A 19498-nucleotide genomic window follows, 5' to 3' on the forward strand; every position below is an offset into this window, starting at 1 on the left:
TATCAGGAGAACAGAACGCCGCCATTGATGTCGTAGCAAGCGCCGGTGATGTAGGCAGCATCGTCGGACGCAAGGAAGGCTACCAGACCGGCAACATCCTCACTCGAGCCTTCGCGCTTCAACGACGTGGCACCGGCCACCCGCTCACGCACTTCCGGTTTGGTGAAGGTGTCATGGAAGGTGGTCGAAATCATGCCCGGGCAAACCGCATTGACGCGAATGTTGGGGCCAACTTCCTTGGCAAGGCCACGCGTGAAGGTCATCACTGCACCCTTGGATGTCGCGTAGGCCAGCGCGCCGGGACCGCCGCCATCACGGCCGGCTTGCGACGAGAAGGTAACGATGGCGCCGCCTTTTGCCATTTTCGGCACCGCGGCCTTGGCAATGAGGAAAAGCGACGTCAGATTAACGTCAAGAACCTGATGCCAGAAGGCCTCGTCCATATCGGCCAGAGACTTCCGGGCAATCAGGCCGCCTGCCACGTGTACCAGACCATGGATCTCCCCAAACTTGTCGGCTGCGGCAGAGATTGCAGCTTCGACATCTGCGGCCTTGGTAAGATCGGCCTTGACGGCCAGCGCCTTGCCGCCGAGCTTTTCGATCTCGGAAACGGCTGATGCTGCGCCTTCCGCCGCGCCATTATAGGTCAGCACCACATTGGCACCTTCCTGAGCAAACCGGATAGCGCATGCGCGGCCAATATCGCGACCTGCACCAGCGACGACGACAGTTTTGTTTTTGAAACGTTGCATTTGAAAACCTCGTATTGATTAGAACTGCTTGGGAAGAGAGAGTTTGAAGCGCTCGTCATCGACATCGCTGAAGTAGATGTCCGTCGAGAAACCCTGATCATCGATGAAATTGAAAATGCGCTTCGGTTCGCTCAGGCTGTAAGGCACCAGAAGAGTGACCAAACGGTGCCGTGTTGCGGCCGGTACGGTCGCGCTAACGTGGTGATGGATTTCGAGCCCTTCGAATTCCCTCGGATCGATACCGGGAAACCCTTCAACAGCGGCAATCTGCGGCATACCGGCCGATGAATAGACAAACTGGCCGTAAAAACCGGCTTTCTTGCCGGTGTAACGGAAACTGGAACGGCCGGTCTGCGGCGCCCCGATCGTGTGGCAAAGCCATTGCAACTCCTGCGGCTCGGCGCACTCCACCTCATCGACAAACACGAAATAGCTGTCGTTGACGAAGTGGATTTCACGCTGTGCCTTGCGAACCAGCGGATTTGCCACCTGATAGGCCGCCGTTGCGTCACCGACGATCTTGATATGGCCAGGTTGCTCATCGACGGACACGATACGCCCGGCGGCACGCCGTGCCAGTGCCTTGTCCTTTTCGGCATATTGGCCTTTGCCGCCAATAAGCACCGCATTTTTCGAGCGGGTCTGGCGGCGCCAGTTCACATGCATTTGTGAATTAAAGGCGACGTAATAACCGGATTGGATCGCCAGATCTTCGCCATAGGCATATAGCACAAAAGCGTTCTGATCGCCGTGGCTGTGGCTCAGCGAACCGTACGGGCTGGATTTGAACACGAACTGCAGATGCCGGTCCGAATCTTCCATATGTTTCTGGATGGTGACCCAGCCAATGTCATTGAACACGGACAGTGCTGGCAGATCACTTGGCGGAACAGCCTCCACCTGCTCGTAGTCGTGACGGTAAACAAGATCGTCAAAATTCAGATCCCACCAACCGTAATTATAAAAGGCCATTTCGGTACCAGCCGCATCCTGTTTAATGCGATCGAAATACCATTGGTAATGGCCATTGCCGGTCACACCGGCAAACTGGCGCACATTGTAGCCGACCTTGAGACCAGGCAGATCACCCATGGTGGAATCGTCACCAAAATTGGCGCGTCGTGTTCCCGGCGCCTTGGTGTAGAGGGGAAACCGTCCGGTGTTCTGGAAGAATGGGCGCTGATAGAGGTCGTAACCGATGTAAGAGCGGATCAGGTTGGCGGCTTCGATCAGATACGCCATGCCGGTCATCCAGTAGTGCGGACCTTCGGCCCAGCCACCATCGGTGCCCGCCCACGGGGAATAGAGGGTCGACAGGAACTCGACCGTATAGTCGAGCCATTCACCACCTTCTTCGCTTTCACCCAGCAACGAAATGCACGCAGGCGTCAGAACGGCAGACAAAGAGCGTACTGCGTGACTGTCATAGGGGAAGACGTGGATGCGAGCATGGGAGATCACATGGTCAGCAACCTCTCGCGTACGGCGCAGCAGAACGGTTTTGACCGTCTCGCGCTCTTCCTCGCTCAAATGGTCGTAAAGCCAGTCATATCCCCAGGCTAATGCAACGACGACACGAAAGCCAGCTTCGTCATTGTAGGCGCGGGAGGTCGCGCCAGTCGGATCCCAGGCGGCAACAGCCAGCAGCCAGTCCCGCGACCTGTCGAGCAGGTCTTCACGCCCCAGAACGCGTCCCGCAATAGCCAAATGGCGAATGGCGTAAATTACTTCCTGGCATTCAATATACATCTGTCGCCACAAGGTCGCGACGCGGACGTTGTTGGGATAGGGTTTCGGTTCCGGCGTGATCGGCCGGTCCAGCCAGGGTTTGACCGACTTTTCAAAAAAGTCGGTCCATCCGCAATGACCGGCATCCTTTGCCACAGCGGCTGAGAAGGATTTTAGCTGATCGCCATTCAGCCAGAGCCTTGGATGGCTCGTGTGGGCGGCGGTATGACGGACTGCCCGGCCTGGTAACGGTGTTTTTGGCAAGGCAGCGGTGATTTCGAAATCGCGCACCTTGCTCCAGTTGGAAAGAGCTTGTCCTGCATTCTGATCCCAGAGCGCATAGCTCCAGTGATAATGGCCATCCAAAAGCACCTTGTCCGGGGTAAAGAAGTTCCAGGCCAGATCTTCATAGACAGTTGTTTTCGCATCAGAAAAATCGGGATCAGACGAGATGCGCAGCACATAGCGCGCACCGTCATCAATATCGGGAAGCCAGGAAAAACGCGGTGGATTTTCTGTAGGCGGTAATTGCTCACTCGGCATGTAGCCAATGGTCAGGGAACCCGGGCGCGGTTCATCGAGATGAGCTTGTCTGGCGATCGCCGAGGCAGAGGGACGCATTGCGCTCTAACTCCTGTAAAAACAAAAAAAGGGGATGGCGGCGACAGGGCCGCCATCGCGATAGACTGATTTATTGGGCCGATTTGTACTGACGGTCGTAGGCCGACTGCATCATCTTGATGACCTCATCGTAACCCAGTGCGGTCAGCCGTTTCTTGTAGGCATCCCAACCGGCATCGACGTCCTGTGCACCCAAGATCCAGGTTTGCTGCATCTCGGTCATGTAGGTAAGAAGGCTCGGCCAGTAGCGGTCGAAGATTGCCTTTTCCTCCGCGTTCAGAGACACGCCCATGAACTCGTCCTTGAGGCAATTGCACTTGTCGTACATATCGATGCCTTCAAGCGCGATCTTGTTGGTCCACTGGCGTTCATATTCATAGTCCATCCAATAACCGCGCGGCACCTGTGCACCGACGGCCCAGAGCTGCGCATTGACCGGATCCTTGTTTTCAAGAACTTCCCTTTTGAACTGCGGCTTGCCATCGACCATCTCATAGGTCAGACCTTCGACACCGAAGTTCGATAGGATGCGCCCCTGCTGGGAGAACCAGAAATCGAAGTACTTGATCGTTTCGACTGGATGTTCATTGGTGGCGGAAATTGCCCATCCAACCGGCTGAACACGCAGTCTGCGGGCATCTTCGAAACGTTCACCAGACGCTGACTTTGGTGGCAACATCGGTTTCAGCGCAAAACCTTCGATTTTGGGCGCCAAAGCATCGTTGTAGGTCGAAGTGCTCGCAAACCAATCGTGGGTCATGCCACCAAGATCGTTGCCCAGCAGGTATTCTCGCGAGCGAGCACCACGGGTGAAGACTTCCTTGTCGATCAGCCCTTCCTTGTACCATTTGGCAACATTCGAAATGCCTGTTTTATAGTTCTCTTCAGCCCACGGATGGCGCAGTTCGCCGTCATAGACCGCAAAGTCCCCATAACGCTCAGAACCTGACACGCGTGCGTCCCAGAGATTGATGAGACGGATCGCATCGATCGGTTCACGGGCAAAGTATGGAACCTCATCCTTCTTGCCGTTGCCGTTCGGATCCTTGTCGCGGAATGCCTTGAGGACCTCATAGACTTCTTCCGGCGTCTCCGGCTGCTTCAGCCCGAGCTTGTCCAGCCAATCCTGGCGGATGAACCAGCCACGGGAATATTTCCCATCCGGCACGTACGGAATGAAATAGAGCTTGCCGTCAGGGCCGGAAATCGCGTTGCGAATGTCCTTGTGGCTGTCAAAAAACGCCTTCAGATTTGGTGCATGTTCCTCGATAAGTTCGTCAAGCGGAACGAAGGCACCCTCCAGCCCGTAGCGGATAAAATCTTCCTTCAGTCCTCCGGAGGCGTCGCCGCCAATGATATCGGGAAGATCACCCGATGCGATCAGCAGGTTGAAGGCATCACGGCTGCTGGTTGTTGCCAGAGATGCGACATTGCGAACGTGGATGTTGGTGATCTCAGCGGCTTTCTGCTCCACCGGCCATTTTTCTGAGTAGACGTATTTATCGCGGAAGTGAAAATGGATCGTTAGTTCCAACGGGTCTTCTGATATCTTGCCAGTGTCTTGCGCGGCAACCGGCATTGCCATTGTAACGGCTGTCATTAACGCCAGAAGGGGCGTGCCTTTTCGTAGTTGTCTCACAGGTTCTCCTCCCTTGTGCTGCTACTCTTTGACTCCGCCCAGCAGAATTCCCTTTGTGAAATACTTCTGTGCGTAGGGGTAAATGATCAGGACGGGGATGATCGACGCGATCATGATCGCGGAGGTCACCGTTTCGAATGAATATTGGGCTGTCAGCAGGCTTGAAGCGAATTCATCATTCGAATTGAGATCGACGACGACGCGTTTCAGGTAGACCTGCAGCGGGATTTTTTCTTCACCGCGCAACAGGACCATGGCCCAGAAATATCCGTTCCAGCGCGACACGATGCAGAACAACGCAACGGTGACGATGGCGGGTTTGGACAGCGGGATAAAAACCTTCCACAACAGCTGCAACTCGCTCGCACCGTCCATCTTGGCGGCTTCTTCAAAGGATTTCGGCACGGCTTCAAAGAAATTACGCAGCAGGATGACGTTGAAGGCGCTCGCCGCGAAGCCAATGATGATACCGAAACGACTGTCGAGCAGACCGAGGTCACGCATGTTGAGGAAGAACGGGATCATGCCTGCGTGGAACCACAGCGTGAAGGCAATCGCGATGTTGAAGAAGGTGCGACCACGCAACCTTTTACGCGACAAGGCGTAGGCGCCGGGGATCATGATCAGCAGGCTCATGAACGTGCCGCCGAAGGTGTAGATGAAGGTGTTGCCGTAGGCGATCCAGAACATTCTGTCGGACAGAACATGTTCATAGGCGGCCAGCGTCACATCAACCGGCCACAAAGTCACGCGCCCGGCGGTCACCGCTGCACCCGATGATATCGAAACGGCCGCGACATAGATAAATGGGTAAAGGGTCGACAGCACAAACAGCCCCAGCAGGATGGCGTTGGCCCAGCCAAAAATCCTGTCACCACGGGAATACAAATTGAAACTTGCCATTTTTCAGCTCCTCACCACAGCGATGTCGACGAGACTCTTCGGCTGATACGGTTCGCCGAATAGACAAGAACGAAAGCAATGACCGCATTGAACAGACCGGCAGCCGTGGCCAGATCATACTGCGTGCCTTGCAGACCGGTGCGGTAGATGAAGGTCGACACAACGTCGGCCGTTTCATAGGTGGATGGACGGTAAAGAAGGATGATATATTCGAAACCGACCTCGACCAGATTGCCGATGCGGATAATCAGCATGATGATGATCGTCGGCAAAATGCAGGGCAGGGTGATCCGCCACATCATTTGCCAGCGCGACGCACCGTCAACACGTGCGGACTCGTAAAGTGTCGGACTGACACCGGCGATCGCTGCAAGATAGACGATCGATTCAAAGCCGGATTCTTTCCATACCGACGAACCAATGAACACGGGACGGAACCATTCGGGCTGTGTCAGGAAGTAAATTGGCTCAAGGCCAATGCCTTTCAGGAAAAGGTTGACGATGCCGATGGAAGGCGACAGGAAGTTGATGACGATACCGGCAACAATTACCACGGAAATGAAGTGCGGCAGGTAGACGACAGTCTGCGCCCAGCGTTTGCCGATTTCGCTCTGAACCTCATTGAACATCAAGGCCAGGATGATCGGCACTGGAAATGCAAAAATCAGTCCGAGGCCGCTGATCGTGATGGTGTTCCAGAAGGCACGTACGAACATGTCATTCTGGAAAAGCTCGATGAAATTCGCAAATCCGACAAAGGGGCTTTTTTCGATGCCGCGGAAGATCGAAAAGTCTTGGAAGGCGATGATCAACCCGTACATCGGCTTGTAAAGAAACAGCGCAAACCAGATGGCCATCGGTGCCAGCAGCAAATACAGCTGCCAATCGCGGCGCACATCGTGCCACACATCACTGAGTGATTGTTGGAAATGCTGTTTCATGACCGCGTCTCGCTTGCGGTCTTGAGGGATCGACCTGTTTCGGAATCGAAAACATGGATGCGGGTCGTATCGATACCGAGTTCAGTCACACCATTGAGCGCGTGGTCCGCGTAAAGCGTTTCAGCCTTGGCGATAAACGGCTGACCGTCGGCCTTACCATGCAGCAGAGCCTCCGCTCCTAGCGGCTCGACAAGTTCGATGTTGCAGTGGAGGACCTCACGCCCTTCTTCCGTTTTTACCGACATGATTTCAGGCCGGATACCGAGCTTGACCCACTGCCCCTGCGTTGCATTTTTTGCAAATGCATCGGGGATTGTCAGGCTCTGGCCAGAGCTGCCGGCCAGCACGGCTTTGACGCGGCCGTCCTGTTTGTCGATTGTCGCGTCCAGCAGGTTCATCGGCGGCGACCCGATAAAACTTGCAACGAATGTGTTTGCCGGCTCCAGAAACACTTCCATTGGTGAGCCGACCTGCTCGATATTGCCGCGGTTCATGATGACGATGCGGTCGGCGAGCGTCATCGCCTCGACCTGGTCATGGGTCACGTAAACGCTGGTTGCCTGCATGCGCTTATGAAGCTGCTTGATTTCAGCCCGCATATGGGTGCGCAGTTTGGCATCGAGATTGGAGAGAGGCTCGTCGAAAAGGAAAATCTTCGGGCGGCGCACGATAGCGCGACCCATGGCGACGCGCTGACGCTGGCCGCCCGAGAGGTCGGCTGGCTTGCGTGCCAGATATTCCGTCAGCCCCAGGATTTGTGCGGCTTCGGCAACGGCCTTGTCGACCACATCGCGTTTTTCGCCCCGTACACGCAGGCCAAAAGCAATGTTCTCAGCTACGTTCAGATGCGGATAAAGCGCGTAGTTCTGAAACACCATCGCAACATCGCGGTCTTTCGGGGCGATCTTGTTGACGACGCGCCCGTCAATCGAGACGGTGCCGTCGGAGATATCTTCCAGGCCTGCGAGCATGCGCAGTGTGGTGGATTTTCCGCAGCCCGATGGCCCGACGAGCACAACGAATTCTTGCGGTTGAATGGAAAGGTTGATGCCATGTACGACTTCGAGAGCGCCGTAGCGCTTGACGACATCGTTGATTTGAACTGCAGACATGAAAGGCCCCTCCTCAAAAGCCTTGAATGTTCAGTCAGGCAGGGGCCTTGGCTCCTCTTGACACACGCTTTCTCGTGACGCGCGTATTGACCTGCTCGATGAAGGTCCAGATTTTGGGGTTCTTGGAGAGTTCTGCGATCTTGGATTCCAGCGATCCCAGATGACACTGGACGGCGTCACGCGCCGCTTCAACGTTGCCAGACTCGATCGCATTCACGATCGCCTCGTGCTCTTCGATGACCTTTTCCGTGCGACGCACCGCAAATACCCTTTTCAGGTGGCGCATGCGGTCCATTTCACCCTTGGCCTGGTTTACAACACTCCAGGCACCGGGCAGACGAGCCGCCGCAAAAATCGTGCGGTGGAATTCCTCGTCCAACAGGAAAAAGTCGGTAAATTCTTCATCGGCCGCCGCCGTACGCTGCTGCGAAAGACAGGTCTTCAGGCGGGCAATATCTTCAAGTGAGTGCCGCTTGGCCGCCTCTATGACAGCACCTTCTTCGAGTTTGAAGCGGATGAAACACGCCTCCATATAACGCTGCACATCAATCGGTGAGATGTAGGTTCCGCCCTGCGGCACAACCGTCACAAAACCTTCCTCCGCCAGGCGAATGATCGCCTCACGCACCGGCGTCTTGCTGACATGCAACAACGCCGCGATTTCCTTTTCAGACAGCGCCCGACCCGGAAGCAACTTCACTTCGACAATCAATTTGCGAAGCAAGGCGTGGATCCGGTTGGTCATATTTCCATCGACCGGCAAGTCCTGTGGCGTGACAAGATCGGACAGAGGCAACGATGGAAATTCAACAGCGTTAGACATATCAATAACCAAACTGAGATATCAGAATATAACTTGACATATCTGTTGTTTTTTTGAGAGTCAAGCTTGTGATGACGATGGAGATGTCGCCCCGGCCAAAATTCATCCAGATTTTCTCGGAAATCGTCTTCATCCACACGGTCAAACACCCTGAATACAAAGCCTTTTCAGCCGAATGGGCAAAACAGACGGAAATGACAATGAACCGTTCGAACAGCGAGAAATGACCATGAACCCCGATACCCGTGAAAAACTGATGGGCGTATCCGTTGCAACGCTTTGCTCGGCGCTCTACAAGCGCGGCTTGAAAAACCAAACTATCCAGGATGTGCGGCCGGTACGACCAAAGGGCCGCAACATGGTCGGCCCGGCATTTACGCTTCGCTATATGCCAGCGCGTGAAGATCGTAATCCGATGTCCGTGTTTCGCGATCCAAAACATCCACAACGCCATGCCATCGAGACCTGCCCGGAAGGTTCGGTACTGGTCATGGATAGCCGCAAAGACCCGCGGGCGGCTTCGGCTGGTGATATTCTGATCACAAGGTTGATGGTGCGTGGCGGGGCAGGTGTCGTTACAGATGGCGGCTTTCGCGATGCAATGACGATTGGGGAACTGGACATTCCAGCCTATCACAACCGACCATCGAGCCCGACCAATCTGACGCTGCATGAGGCAATTGATATCAACGTGCCGATCGGCTGCGGTGACGTGGCCGTTTTTCCAGGAGATATCATGGTGGGTGATGACGACAGCGTTATCGTCATACCCTTTGAAATTGCTGATGAGATTGCTGACGAGGCCGTCGAGATGACGGCCTATGAGGATTTCGTCACGGAACGGGTCAAAGCAGGCCACACAATTATCGGTCTTTATCCGGCAACGGATGAAAGCAACCTGGCCCTGTTTGCTGAATGGCGAAACCAGAACGGGCGGTAAACCGATCCCGGCGCGATTTTGATCGCGCCCACTTCAGCATTAGATGGAGTGAGGCTATGCGCCCTTACCGGTCATTTTGTCAGCGGAAAACTGGAAGCAGCTTTCGTGCGTGACTGATATGCCGGACCCGACACCATGAGATAGGAGGTCATGATGGCCTCGAGCCCGGGGAGAGGCTGGCAGTACCTGCCAGGCCGCTCAGCAGTGGCCGGCTCTGACGCCTGCCAATTGCGTAATTTCGTGTGTCGACAGGTCGGCTGTGAGCTCATTTTTCAATTCGCCCATCAAAGTCTTGCGGGCTGCGTCCAATTGAAAGGCTGCCGATTTCGAGGAAAGGCTTTCAGCGATCCCAACGGTATATTCGAGCATATTGATTAGCGCGAGGTATTCCTCATGGCGCTCGCTGAGCTGAATGCTGGCATTGATGTTCGTCATGCTATCCTCGATATGTTGTCGAGGTCATTGTTAAGCACGGAATTCGTTTGCGTGCGCGTTGCAAAAGCGTTGCACACGCGAAACGGGATTTATCGTACTTGTTCGCCGTCTTCTGCGCGAAACAAACTACGCCACACGGAAATCTCGTTAAAAGTCCAAGTCTTCGCCGATTGGGCAGCAATTGGTCGCTGGATCACCTCAAGTAGTGCAACGGCATCCAAGCGCTTTTGATCAACCCATGCTTGTTTTATTATATTGCGAAGCACAATCGCATCAAAGCCTGCAACTTCCGCGATCCGTGTCCAACTCCTTTCCTTGAAGAAGATGTCACGCGCTGCACGCGAAATATCAAGGCAATCGGCGGCCGTCAGCACACCGAGGTTTTCAGCACGCGCCAAAGTAGCATCAACATTGACCATCGGTATCGTCAGCGGCATGTAGGCCAACTCGGCTGGCCCATGCAGCAAGGCGACATCACCATCGTCATCGCGTCGACCGCTGGCATAATCGTCAAAGATCTTGCCAACACCGATCATGCCAAATGTTGCACATTCTACGGCACGCAGCGCGCCCATGCTGGCAGCTCCGAATACCCCGATATTCTGGGAGAGAGCAAACAGAAGTTCCTTATGCCAGACGGGCGCCACAAATTCGAACTGACCATCGATAAGGCCAATCGCCGTTGCACCGTCCCGCACGGCGCGCATGACATCACCCTGGCAGGCAGGAGGCCTGATCTCGACATCCGACAGTTTGCCAATGTCTGGGAAGCTCGGACCGACGAAGACGACCTTCATTGCAAGGCTCGCGAAATCGCCCGGCCACCAAATCTCTGGCGACGCTCACCGTCGGGGTTTTCAAGCTGCGGCACAACAACCTTTACCACCGCGGCGGGCAACCAGTCGGGAGAGATATCGACCGCGTAGATGTCCGTGATACCTTTGGTTTGCAGGCGCTCCACAACCCTTTGCAAAGCCTGCTTAGCGCAGCTGGCATTAATGCGGGGCAAATCTTCGAGTTGCATGGCAACCGGCGCATCGAACGCGGCGAGGATGGTCGGGTCGGCCGGTTGGCTAAAGGTCTTCGGCATGACGTCATCTCTTGCTCCGGCAATGAAGGTCATGCGTGACTGTACGGCTTCGGTAATCGCCCGCATGACAGCGATCTCAGGAGAGATGGAACATCCTGCCCCAAGTGTGATGTCAACATGGCGAAAGCCCTCACCAGCTTGCAGTTGATGTCGCGGCTTCAGAAGCGCAACCACACAGGGGACCGCGAGGTCGCTGGTGATGTCGAAAACAGCGATTTCCATGTCTGCAGCCGAAATTCTGCCGAGCAAACCCTGCAAGTCGGGGTTTGCGATCTGGCTGGTGTCAATTCTTGGCTGATAGCGCTTCGCTGACGTTGTTACCTGCCACAGTGTCATGGCGTCGCGTTCAACACGCTCCAGCACCCCATGCGATGTCGCTTCGATCAAACTATTGCCGGATGCAAGTCCATCCGACGATTGCCAGAAACGCGGCGCGATCAGAGTGCGGTCGAGTTGAATGGCTTCCACAGGCAGCCAGACTTTTTTTCCTGTCAGCAAATTGGTCGCACTTGCCCATGAAATCGTTTCGTCATCACGGATCGGCATTGCCTTTACAGCAAGCAGGCTATCCAGCGTGTTTACGACCTCGCCAGCCGAGCGTAGAGATGAAGGCGTATCAGATACTATCTGACAGGCCGCGCTGGCGGCAACGGCACGTTCAACGGCTTCCATGACAGCTGACGTTCGAGCCGAATCGTCGTCGATGCCCTTGCCTTGCGCAATAACAATCGCTTTGGCGTTTGGCGTATAGGCGCACCAGACCGGTACACCGATACGATCAAGGCTGGTTTGTTTGGCGACCCTGGTAATACCGAGCCGAGAAAGAATAGGAGAGACCCGTTGAAAGGTCTCTCCCGCAGAACATGAACGGAAATCGACAGTATCGATTTCTAACTGATCAGGATTCATGGTGTCCGGATGCGGCGACCTCAGCAGACGAAAATGCGACAGCAAAGTTTACACCCTTGACGATTGTCGAGCCCTGCTGGCGAAGCGTCTGAGCGTTGGCGAGGTCACTACCAGCGGGCGGCGCACTCAGTGGAGAAACGGTGCCTGATGTGAAATCTACGAGCCAGAGCTGTTCATCTCCGGGAAGTCCAATAACTGCAACCTTAGACACGATGTTCTCCTTTGTTAAAAACCGGCCTTGATCAGGCCTTCCCGGTAAAGCTCTGTCTGCCAGGGCTCCTTGTGGGGCACCATCTTGAGCCAACGCTCGAGATCGAAATCAGGATTACTTTTCAGAACGCGCAACCTGCATGCACGTGCCTTTGCCATGTCGCCAAGCATACCCCAGCATGCCGCAGCAAGACGTGATGCCGGCGCGCTATCGCGCATCTGTCCGATGTAATCCAGAGCCTGACGAAACTCGCCAAGGAAGTAACTGGCGCCAGCCGCAGTCCACAGGTAGGTGTCCGGAGACAACGGGTTGAGCGCAATGGCCGAACTGATCTTTTCAAGTGCAGCTTTGGGATCACTGGCGTGAACAAGGCTGTCTGCGTGACTGTAGAGCACGTCGGCATAAGTCGGGTTGAATGTTTCGGCCTGGCCAAGCGCCGCCAGACTGTCGTCAATTTTTCCGCCATAGAGTTGGCTGACGCCGAGTTCCTTGTACGCTCCGGCAAATTCGGCATTCTCGGCTACGGCTATCTTGGCCTGCTCTTCTGCATGCTGGAGAAGCTCGCTGTCGCCTCTCGCCGTCAACAGCCATTCCATGGTCAGTGTTCTGGAAATTCCAGCCCGCGCTGCAGAGAAGCTCTTGTCACCATCAAGAGCCTGCCTGAAATACCGTCGCGCTTTTCTGATCGATGGCAGATCCAGTTTGGAAAGGCTCTGCAGGCCACGCAGATAGGCGTAATAGGCGTCCGGACGGCTGTGATAATCGGCCACATTGGACGTGCGACCACCGACCTTGTCGAAAATCGACTTTTGAATGACCTCGGCGATTTCGAGCTTCTGGATCGCAACCTCGTCGGGTTTCAACTGAAAACGGGTTGCCCACAACACCTCGTCACTCGGCATGAAGATCAATTGCACAAACAACTGATCATCAGACCGCTTCGTGTCGAGTGCATACATGACCGAATGTTTTTCGAGAATCCCGGCCTTGTCTTTCGAGGCGCGAATACGTTCGGCGGTGTAGGGGGCAACCACCGAGACCGATCGGCTGGTGCAGAGGCCAATTGTCAAATCTTCAATCAGCGCGTTGGCCACGGAGCCATATTGCTGGGCACTGTGAAGTGTCTCAGGGGGCAGCAGTGCAATTCGCGGCGGAACGGTAATGTCAAAGGCCGTTTTCACGTCCGATGATTGAAGATTGGCAGGCTGTGGCGGTAAAAAGCTGACGAGAGGACGGGCAACTGCAGCAGTTTGCTGTTCACCCAATTCCACAGGCGACGAAATCGTTCTTCTGACCTCCTCGTCGTCAGGATCGCATTCAAGCAGCAACACTGCAGCACGTCGAAGATCGGACCGCCTCTGGTCGGAGGCCGGTAGCGTTTGAAACTGCATGAATTCGGTACGCAACTGGCCGACCAAACGCGTGCGGACGTCACGAACCCAGGCATCCAGCGCACTTGATCCGTCGCCATGCAAGGGAAGAAACTTCAAAGCCACGGCATCTGTGGCTGCTTTGAGGCGTTCTGTGGGATCTGTCAGCGCAGACATCGCCAGATCACAGCGCATGGCCTGCGGGGCAAGGGACAAGGTCGTGCCGTCTGCTACAACTAGCGGGCCTGAGGGATCGGTTGCCATTGCCAGGCGCCGAAGCATGGAGCGCATATTGGTGGCTGCGGCCTCTCCACGGTCAGGCCATAAAAAGCTGGCCACTTGCCGCCGGGCGACCGGCCTATCCATGTCATGAAGATAGGCCAGAAACACCAGTGACAGGCCGGGCACAGATAAATTCTGCCCAGCGCCGTCGCGTAGACTGCTGTCACCAAGTGTCGTTAAAACAAAGCCCATATGGTATCAGATGGAGGCGTTATTATGATCTTCCTCACCCGCACTGGACGGGTCGTTTCTCAGCGTCCGGACGAGATTGAGAACGCTCTGACGCAAGCGCGGGCTCTTGATCGAGTTGAACGCGGTCACCAAGGCAATCGTCTCCTTGGAGCTCATCAATTCATTAAACTCGCCCATAGGGGAGCCGGCACTGTTGACCAGTGCGTTTGGGCCGTTTTCAAAGAAAAAGCTGATCGGGACCTCAAGCACTTCGGAAATGTGCTGTAGTCGGCTGGCGCTGACCCGGTTGATACCCTTTTCGTATTTCTGAACTTGCTGGAAGGTTAGGCCAAGTCCATCGGCGAGCTGTTCTTGCGACAGACCAGCAATCGATCGACGAAGGCGAATACGAGAACCAACATGAACGTCAATAGGGTTGGGAAGTCTATTCATTGCAGTGATCCCCAAAACGTTTCGTTGCAGGAATCTATGCGTGAAAATTCCGGGTTGCGCAATCTACTTTTGCCAAAGATTTTCTACTCTCACGCGACCATTCGGCACCAACGCGCAGTTGATTGTATCAGCTCTGATGGCTCGATAGCGCACTGCGAGATCCGGCGATCAACGGGAGTGACGTTATAATGACCGGCAACAACAATACTGCCCAGGCGACGCCATAACCAAAATACTCGGCCAGCAGTCCGAACAGGTAGGGTCCAGCCGCCATCACGGCCAGGCAGATCGTCGAGGCAAAGGCGATTGTAGAGGCAATCGAACTTTTCGGCGCACTCTCGGCAATTTGCAGCAGGTAAAGCGGAAACCAGCCAATCCCAAAAAATCCAAGGACGAGCAAAATGGCTGCAATCGTTATCGTTGACGATCCGACCGGCAGGACAGCAAGAAGGACAGCCGACGCCGCAGCAATGAGTGAAACGGCACCAAAGGATCTGGCGCGCAGGCCCGGCCAAAATCGATCACTCAGCCACGGCAACAGGATGCGGCCGGGTATGCCTGCAAGCTGGGTTGCCGCAAACAATGATGATGCTGCGATCAAACCGAGTTTCAACCCGTCTGCAATGAAGCCGATCATGTGGGCCGTGAACGTGAATTGAAATGCCGACATTGCGATGCCAAGGCGCAGTACGGGCCAGAATTGCGGATCCTGACCGACAATCCGTGCCAGCGACAACAGGCGCAGAGGTGCGCTCTTTGAAGACGTAAACTCGCTGCCCTCGCGGTAAAGCCCGAAAAACAAAATCGCACCCAGCATAGAAATCGCAGCACCCAGCCAGGTTGCAGCCTGCCACCCGTAATTGATAGCCAAAAGCGGCAACAAAGCTGCGGCAATCATCGTGCCGAACGGAACGGCAGCCTGCCGAAAGCCGGTGGCAATTCCACGGTGCGATGGTGGGAACCACCGCATGATCGCTCTGGTCCCACCGGGCTGCACCGCGGCATAGGTTCCACCGAGACATGCCATGCAGATCAAAAGGGCGACAAAACTGTTGGCGATCGTGGCGGCACAGGCCATGGCAATTGCCATGCCGATCATCGCCAGGCCAACGATCCTCCGCTCGCCATAAAGATCGATTGCGCGACCGAGTGTAAACATCGTGGCGATCTGCACCCCGTTCATGACGGTGACGGCAAGCGACGCCGACGCTAGGGAAATACCAAATGCCTCCCGCCAGAACGGCACAAGGATATAGACGCCCTGGGAGACAAAGGAGCCTGCGGTCTGCGTTCCAACCGCAACCGCCAAGATGGCCCAGATATTGGGACTTGTCCCGATAGAAGATGGTGAAGGTTCGGGGGACAGGCGGCGCAGCATAAGAAGGCTCCAGACAGGCAGATCACACCTGCATAGCCATCCGCAACGATATTTGAAATTAGGGCTTGCGCATTACAGCGATAACGGTTTGTTATAGATGGCATGCGCTCCCTTGATCCTGAAGCCGTCGAAGCCTTCCTCCTTGTTGCTGAACTGCAGTCCTTCACGCGGGCCGCAGGTGTCATGAACACCACCCAGGCCGCGATATCCCTGAGGCTGCGCCGGCTGGAAGAATTGTTGGGCGTACGCCTTGTTGAGCGCACACCACGGCGCATTCGGCTGACGAGCGCGGGTGAACGTTTTTTGGAACCGGCCCGCGACTATGTCGGCGCCGGGCGACGTGCCCTTGATGTGTTCGGCGCAGAGCCGATGCGCCTAGCGGTTGGCGTCTCACATCATCTGATCGGCGCCGATCTTCCCCATTTGTTGCGATTGATAAGCGAAAGGGAAACCGGCATCACCTTACACTTAAGGACCGCTGGAACCAGAAACCTGCTGGAACTCTATGACGCAGGCGAATTGGATGCGATCGTTGTGTTGCGCCACGACGATATCAGACGCGACGGCGAAGTGCTGTCGCAGGAAAACTTCGGATGGTTCTGCTCCCCGGGTTTTCAACTGCAACAGGATGCGCCCTTGCCACTTGCCCTGCAGCCGGAGCCATGCAACCTGCGTGCAATGGCATTGCGCACTCTGGACACGGCAAAACTGCCCTGGCGGGAAGTGTTTGTTGGCACCGGCGCAACGGCAGTCGGTGCAGCCGCCGAAGCAGGTATTTGCGTCGCCCTTATGGCGCGCAGCGCGGCACCGTCAGGTGTGATCGAAGTGATTGACCGCACACTTCCGAAACTACCTCCACTGGACGTTTTGTTGGTCTCAAATGTCACCGGAGATCTTGCTCCGGCCGCATTGCGACGGATTGCCAAGGCGTTCCGTTCATCCGCCTCAGGGTCGTAATTTTCATGGAGCAATGGCAGAACTTGCCTCACAATGGTCCATTTCATTCACACTCACGCGATATTGCTCGATAATCGATTGTCAAAAAGACATCTTTGTCCCACATCGCATTATAAAAATTGTCATCACAACCAGGATCACAGCTGAATGCACATTAGATATGGTCTCATCGCCCTAATCCTCGCAATCGCTCCACCTGCTTATTCGTTTGAAGGTGCGGCACCGGTTCTGGCACCAAAAGAGCAGCAGGCACAGGCCGCGCACCTGAGTTCGCTGTTTCTCGCCCGCAATGCCTACAAACCGGTCGCCCTGGACGACGCGCTGTCAGCCAAGGTCATGGACCAGTATGTCGACTCTCTCGACCCGGACCGGAATTTCTTCCTGCAGGCTGACATCGACATCTTCATGGCCAACAGGACCAAGCTCGACGACGCTATAAACACCGAAAATCTCGACATCCCGTTTTCGATCTTCAACGTCTATTCGCAGCGCATGATCGACCGCATGAGCTATGCGCGGGAACTGTTGAAAAAGAACTTCGATTTCAACGTACAGGAAAAATACTCTCTGTCAGAAGACAAAGGTCCCTGGCCACAGACACAGTCCGAGATCGACGACATCTGGCGCAAGCGCGTCAAGGCCGACTGGCTGCGTCTGAAACTTGCGGGCCAGTCCGACGCGGCGATCCGTGATACGCTGGATAAACGTTACAAAAACATTCTTGAGCGCGTTTACACCTACAAGAGCGAAGACGTTTTCCAATCATTCATGGCTGCATATACCGCATCGGTTGACCCGCATACCGACTATTTCGGCGCAGCTGCATCCTCTGCCTTCGACATTTCCATGAAGCTTTCGCTGGTCGGCATTGGTGCCGTTCTGCAGGAGCGTGACGGTTACACCACGGTGCGCGAACTCGTACCGGGTGGCCCAGCGCAATTGTCGGGACAGCTGGCTGTCGGCGACCGCATCGTTGGCGTCGGGCAGGGCGAAGAAGGTTCGATTGAGGAAGTCGTTGGAACGCGCCTTGATGCCGTCGTGCAGTTGATCCGCGGCGAGAAGGATTCTGTTGTCCGTCTGGACATCCTTCCGGCAGCCGCTGGCGACGCAGCCACACACCGGGTAATCCATCTGGTGCGTGATAAGGTCAACCTGGAAAAGCAAGCTGCTCAGAAGGCCGTTCTTCCAATCACCAGCGAAGGTGTAACACGCAAGATTGGCGTGATTACCCTTCCGACATTCTATGAAGACTTTGATGCTCGCCAGAATGGCGACAAGGACTATAGAAGCGCAAGCCGCGATGTCGCCAAACTTCTTGCCGAGCTAAAGCAGGAAAAGGTCGATGGTGTGCTGGTCGACCTGCGCGACAATGGCGGAGGCTCATTGTCCGAAGCAATCGAACTCACAGCATTGTTCACCGGTAAAGGCCCTGTGGTCCAGCAGCGTAACGCCGGTGGCAAAATCAAGATACAGGGTGACGATGTCTCCAAAGCGGCCTGGACAGGACCGGTTGGTGTGCTGATCAACCGTGCATCAGCGTCAGCGTCAGAAATTTTTGCCGCCGCAATACAGGATTATGGCCGTGGTGTGATTATCGGTGAACAGAGCTTCGGCAAGGGTACCGTGCAAACAGTTGTCGACCTTGATCAGGTGGCGCGCAACAGCGAACCAAGATTTGGCCAGCTGAAATTTACCGTCGCCCAATTCTTCCGTGTCGATGGCGGAACAACGCAGTTGCGCGGCGTGACACCAGACATCATCCTGCCTGGCCTCTACGATCCGAAAAAACTCGGCGAAGCAAGCTATGACAACGCCTTGCCCTGGGCGCAAATGAAGCCTGCGAAATACAAGGCTGACGCCAAAATTGCCAATGTCCTGCCGCAGTTGCAAAGTCGTCATGACACCAGAGTAAAAACAGATGCCGATTTCCAGCGCTTTGTGGAAGATGTCACCGAGCTGAAGGAACAGCGCGAAAAACGTGCGGTTTCCCTCAACGAGAACGAGCGCCGCAAGGAACTGGCTGCTGCCGAAAAGCTTCGTAAGGCGCGTCAGGAAGAAGATGGCGGCCTGTTCAGCCGACAGGATGACGGCCTGCAGGCCGACGAGCGTGGCCTTCAGGCCGACATCGCACTGGAGAATGCCCGCAAAAACGCCAAGGATGTGCTGCGCAACGAAGCAGCTTCCATCGTTGCCGACCAGTCGGAACTGCTCGATACGATCCGGTAAGCTCGGCTGAAACCAAACAAAAACTGTTGGCAGGCATTTTACCAATGCCTGCCAATTTCATATCAGAGACTGCCTTACCGGCCTCAGTTGAGGATAAAGATCGCAGCGTTCAGGGATGTCGCGTAACACAACCACAGCGCATAAGGGCCAAAACACCAGCGGGCCGTCTGATCCCTGACCTTTCGCATAAAGGCGATGACGCTGATCAACAGGCAAAGGATGATAACAAGTCCAAGGCCGACTTTGTGAAACCCGAAGAACACCGGCGTCCACGCCCAGTTCAACAGCATTTGCGTCATCCAAAGACGAAAGGCTGCAGAGTTAAAGCCTTCGAATATTGCCACCCGCCAACCTGCAACCGCAATCAGAATGTAGACCAATGTCCATGCGGGTCCAAACAGCCAGTTCGGTGGGGTAAACCACGGCTTGACCAAGGCCTCATACCATTCACCCGGCTGGATCGTCAGGCCTATGGTAAAGCCAACACCCAATACAACAAAAAGGAAGACTATCAGACACGTGTAGTTGGTGCGTGATGCTGTCAATGAACTGCCCTC

18 protein-coding genes are annotated in these 19498 nt (G+C 55.2%); 3 read left to right on the plus strand and 15 right to left on the minus strand.

Annotation, left to right across the window (positions count from 1 at the left end):
• Positions 1-2: 2 nt before the first annotated feature.
• The 7 genes from HGO37_RS14380 to HGO37_RS14410 all read right to left on the minus strand — a co-directional run bounded on the left by HGO37_RS14380 (position 3) and on the right by HGO37_RS14410 (position 8519).
• On the minus strand, positions 3-752 hold the full coding sequence (locus tag HGO37_RS14380) for an SDR family NAD(P)-dependent oxidoreductase (protein WP_192490727.1): 750 nt from the start codon (positions 750-752) through the stop codon (positions 3-5).
• An 18-nt stretch (positions 753-770) separates the two neighbouring features.
• Positions 771-3101: an alginate lyase gene (locus tag HGO37_RS14385; protein WP_250983894.1), complete on the minus strand. Its 2331-nt coding sequence runs from the start codon at positions 3099-3101 to the stop codon at positions 771-773.
• Positions 3102-3171: 70 nt separating this feature from the next.
• On the minus strand, positions 3172-4701 hold the full coding sequence (locus HGO37_RS14390) for an extracellular solute-binding protein (RefSeq protein WP_250984091.1): 1530 nt from the start codon (positions 4699-4701) through the stop codon (positions 3172-3174).
• A gap of 60 nt (positions 4702-4761) precedes the next feature.
• Entirely contained in the window at positions 4762-5643 is an 882-nt protein-coding gene (locus HGO37_RS14395) for a carbohydrate ABC transporter permease (protein ID WP_192490729.1), read from the minus strand.
• Between the two features lie 11 nt (positions 5644-5654).
• Positions 5655-6584 carry an ABC transporter permease gene (locus tag HGO37_RS14400; RefSeq protein WP_250983895.1) on the minus strand — a complete coding sequence of 310 codons (930 nt, stop codon included), beginning with the start codon at positions 6582-6584 and terminating at the stop codon, positions 5655-5657.
• Complete coding sequence (locus tag HGO37_RS14405) at positions 6581-7696, minus strand: ABC transporter ATP-binding protein (RefSeq protein ID WP_250983896.1); 1116 nt, start codon at positions 7694-7696, stop codon at positions 6581-6583. Before HGO37_RS14405 ends, HGO37_RS14400 begins: the two co-directional genes overlap by 4 nt.
• A 34-nt stretch (positions 7697-7730) precedes the next feature.
• On the minus strand, positions 7731-8519 hold the full coding sequence (locus HGO37_RS14410) for a GntR family transcriptional regulator (protein WP_250983897.1): 789 nt from the start codon (positions 8517-8519) through the stop codon (positions 7731-7733).
• 229 nt (positions 8520-8748) lie between these two features.
• Here HGO37_RS14410 and HGO37_RS14415 point away from each other — a divergent pair, with 229 nt between their 5' ends.
• Positions 8749-9459 carry a ribonuclease activity regulator RraA gene (locus HGO37_RS14415; protein WP_250983898.1) on the plus strand — a complete coding sequence of 237 codons (711 nt, stop codon included), beginning with the start codon at positions 8749-8751 and terminating at the stop codon, positions 9457-9459.
• Positions 9460-9657: 198 nt separating this feature from the next.
• Here the strand turns inward: HGO37_RS14415 and HGO37_RS14420 are convergent, their stop codons facing one another.
• The 7 genes from HGO37_RS14420 to HGO37_RS14450 all read right to left on the minus strand — a co-directional run bounded on the left by HGO37_RS14420 (position 9658) and on the right by HGO37_RS14450 (position 15758).
• A complete protein-coding gene (locus HGO37_RS14420) occupies positions 9658-9894 on the minus strand; it encodes a hypothetical protein (RefSeq protein WP_250983899.1) in 237 nt (78 codons plus the stop codon).
• 89 nt (positions 9895-9983) lie between these two features.
• Positions 9984-10691 carry a TfuA-like protein gene (locus tag HGO37_RS14425; protein WP_250983900.1) on the minus strand — a complete coding sequence of 236 codons (708 nt, stop codon included), beginning with the start codon at positions 10689-10691 and terminating at the stop codon, positions 9984-9986.
• Positions 10688-11893 (minus strand): YcaO-like family protein, encoded by a 1206-nt coding sequence (locus tag HGO37_RS14430; RefSeq protein WP_250983901.1) that lies wholly within the window; start codon positions 11891-11893, stop codon positions 10688-10690. The genes HGO37_RS14425 and HGO37_RS14430 overlap by 4 nt, the downstream gene beginning before the upstream one ends.
• Complete coding sequence (locus tag HGO37_RS14435; protein WP_192490736.1) at positions 11883-12104, minus strand: hypothetical protein; 222 nt, start codon at positions 12102-12104, stop codon at positions 11883-11885. Before HGO37_RS14435 ends, HGO37_RS14430 begins: the two co-directional genes overlap by 11 nt.
• 14 nt (positions 12105-12118) lie before the next feature.
• The gene (locus tag HGO37_RS14440) at positions 12119-13948 is read right to left on the minus strand and encodes an AfsR/SARP family transcriptional regulator (RefSeq protein WP_250983902.1); all 1830 of its coding nucleotides are present in this window, start codon (positions 13946-13948) and stop codon (positions 12119-12121) included.
• 6 nt (positions 13949-13954) lie between these two features.
• Entirely contained in the window at positions 13955-14380 is a 426-nt protein-coding gene (locus HGO37_RS14445; RefSeq protein ID WP_250983903.1) for a helix-turn-helix domain-containing protein, read from the minus strand.
• Positions 14381-14507: 127 nt separating this feature from the next.
• Positions 14508-15758: an MFS transporter gene (locus HGO37_RS14450; protein ID WP_250983904.1), complete on the minus strand. Its 1251-nt coding sequence runs from the start codon at positions 15756-15758 to the stop codon at positions 14508-14510.
• A 93-nt stretch (positions 15759-15851) separates the two neighbouring features.
• On the opposite strand from HGO37_RS14450, the gene HGO37_RS14455 reads away from it, so the two are divergent.
• Positions 15852-16715 carry a LysR family transcriptional regulator gene (locus HGO37_RS14455; protein WP_250984092.1) on the plus strand — a complete coding sequence of 288 codons (864 nt, stop codon included), beginning with the start codon at positions 15852-15854 and terminating at the stop codon, positions 16713-16715.
• A gap of 147 nt (positions 16716-16862) precedes the next feature.
• On the plus strand, positions 16863-18941 hold the full coding sequence (locus tag HGO37_RS14460) for a carboxy terminal-processing peptidase (protein ID WP_250983905.1): 2079 nt from the start codon (positions 16863-16865) through the stop codon (positions 18939-18941).
• Between the two features lie 83 nt (positions 18942-19024).
• On the opposite strand, the gene HGO37_RS14465 is transcribed toward HGO37_RS14460, so the two are convergent.
• Positions 19025-19486 (minus strand): TspO/MBR family protein, encoded by a 462-nt coding sequence (locus HGO37_RS14465; protein ID WP_250983906.1) that lies wholly within the window; start codon positions 19484-19486, stop codon positions 19025-19027.
• Between the last annotated feature and the right edge of the window lie 12 nt (positions 19487-19498).

The sequence above is a fragment of the Rhizobium sp. CG4 genome (genome assembly GCF_023701965.1).
Classification (GTDB): Bacteria; Pseudomonadota; Alphaproteobacteria; order Rhizobiales; family Rhizobiaceae; genus Agrobacterium.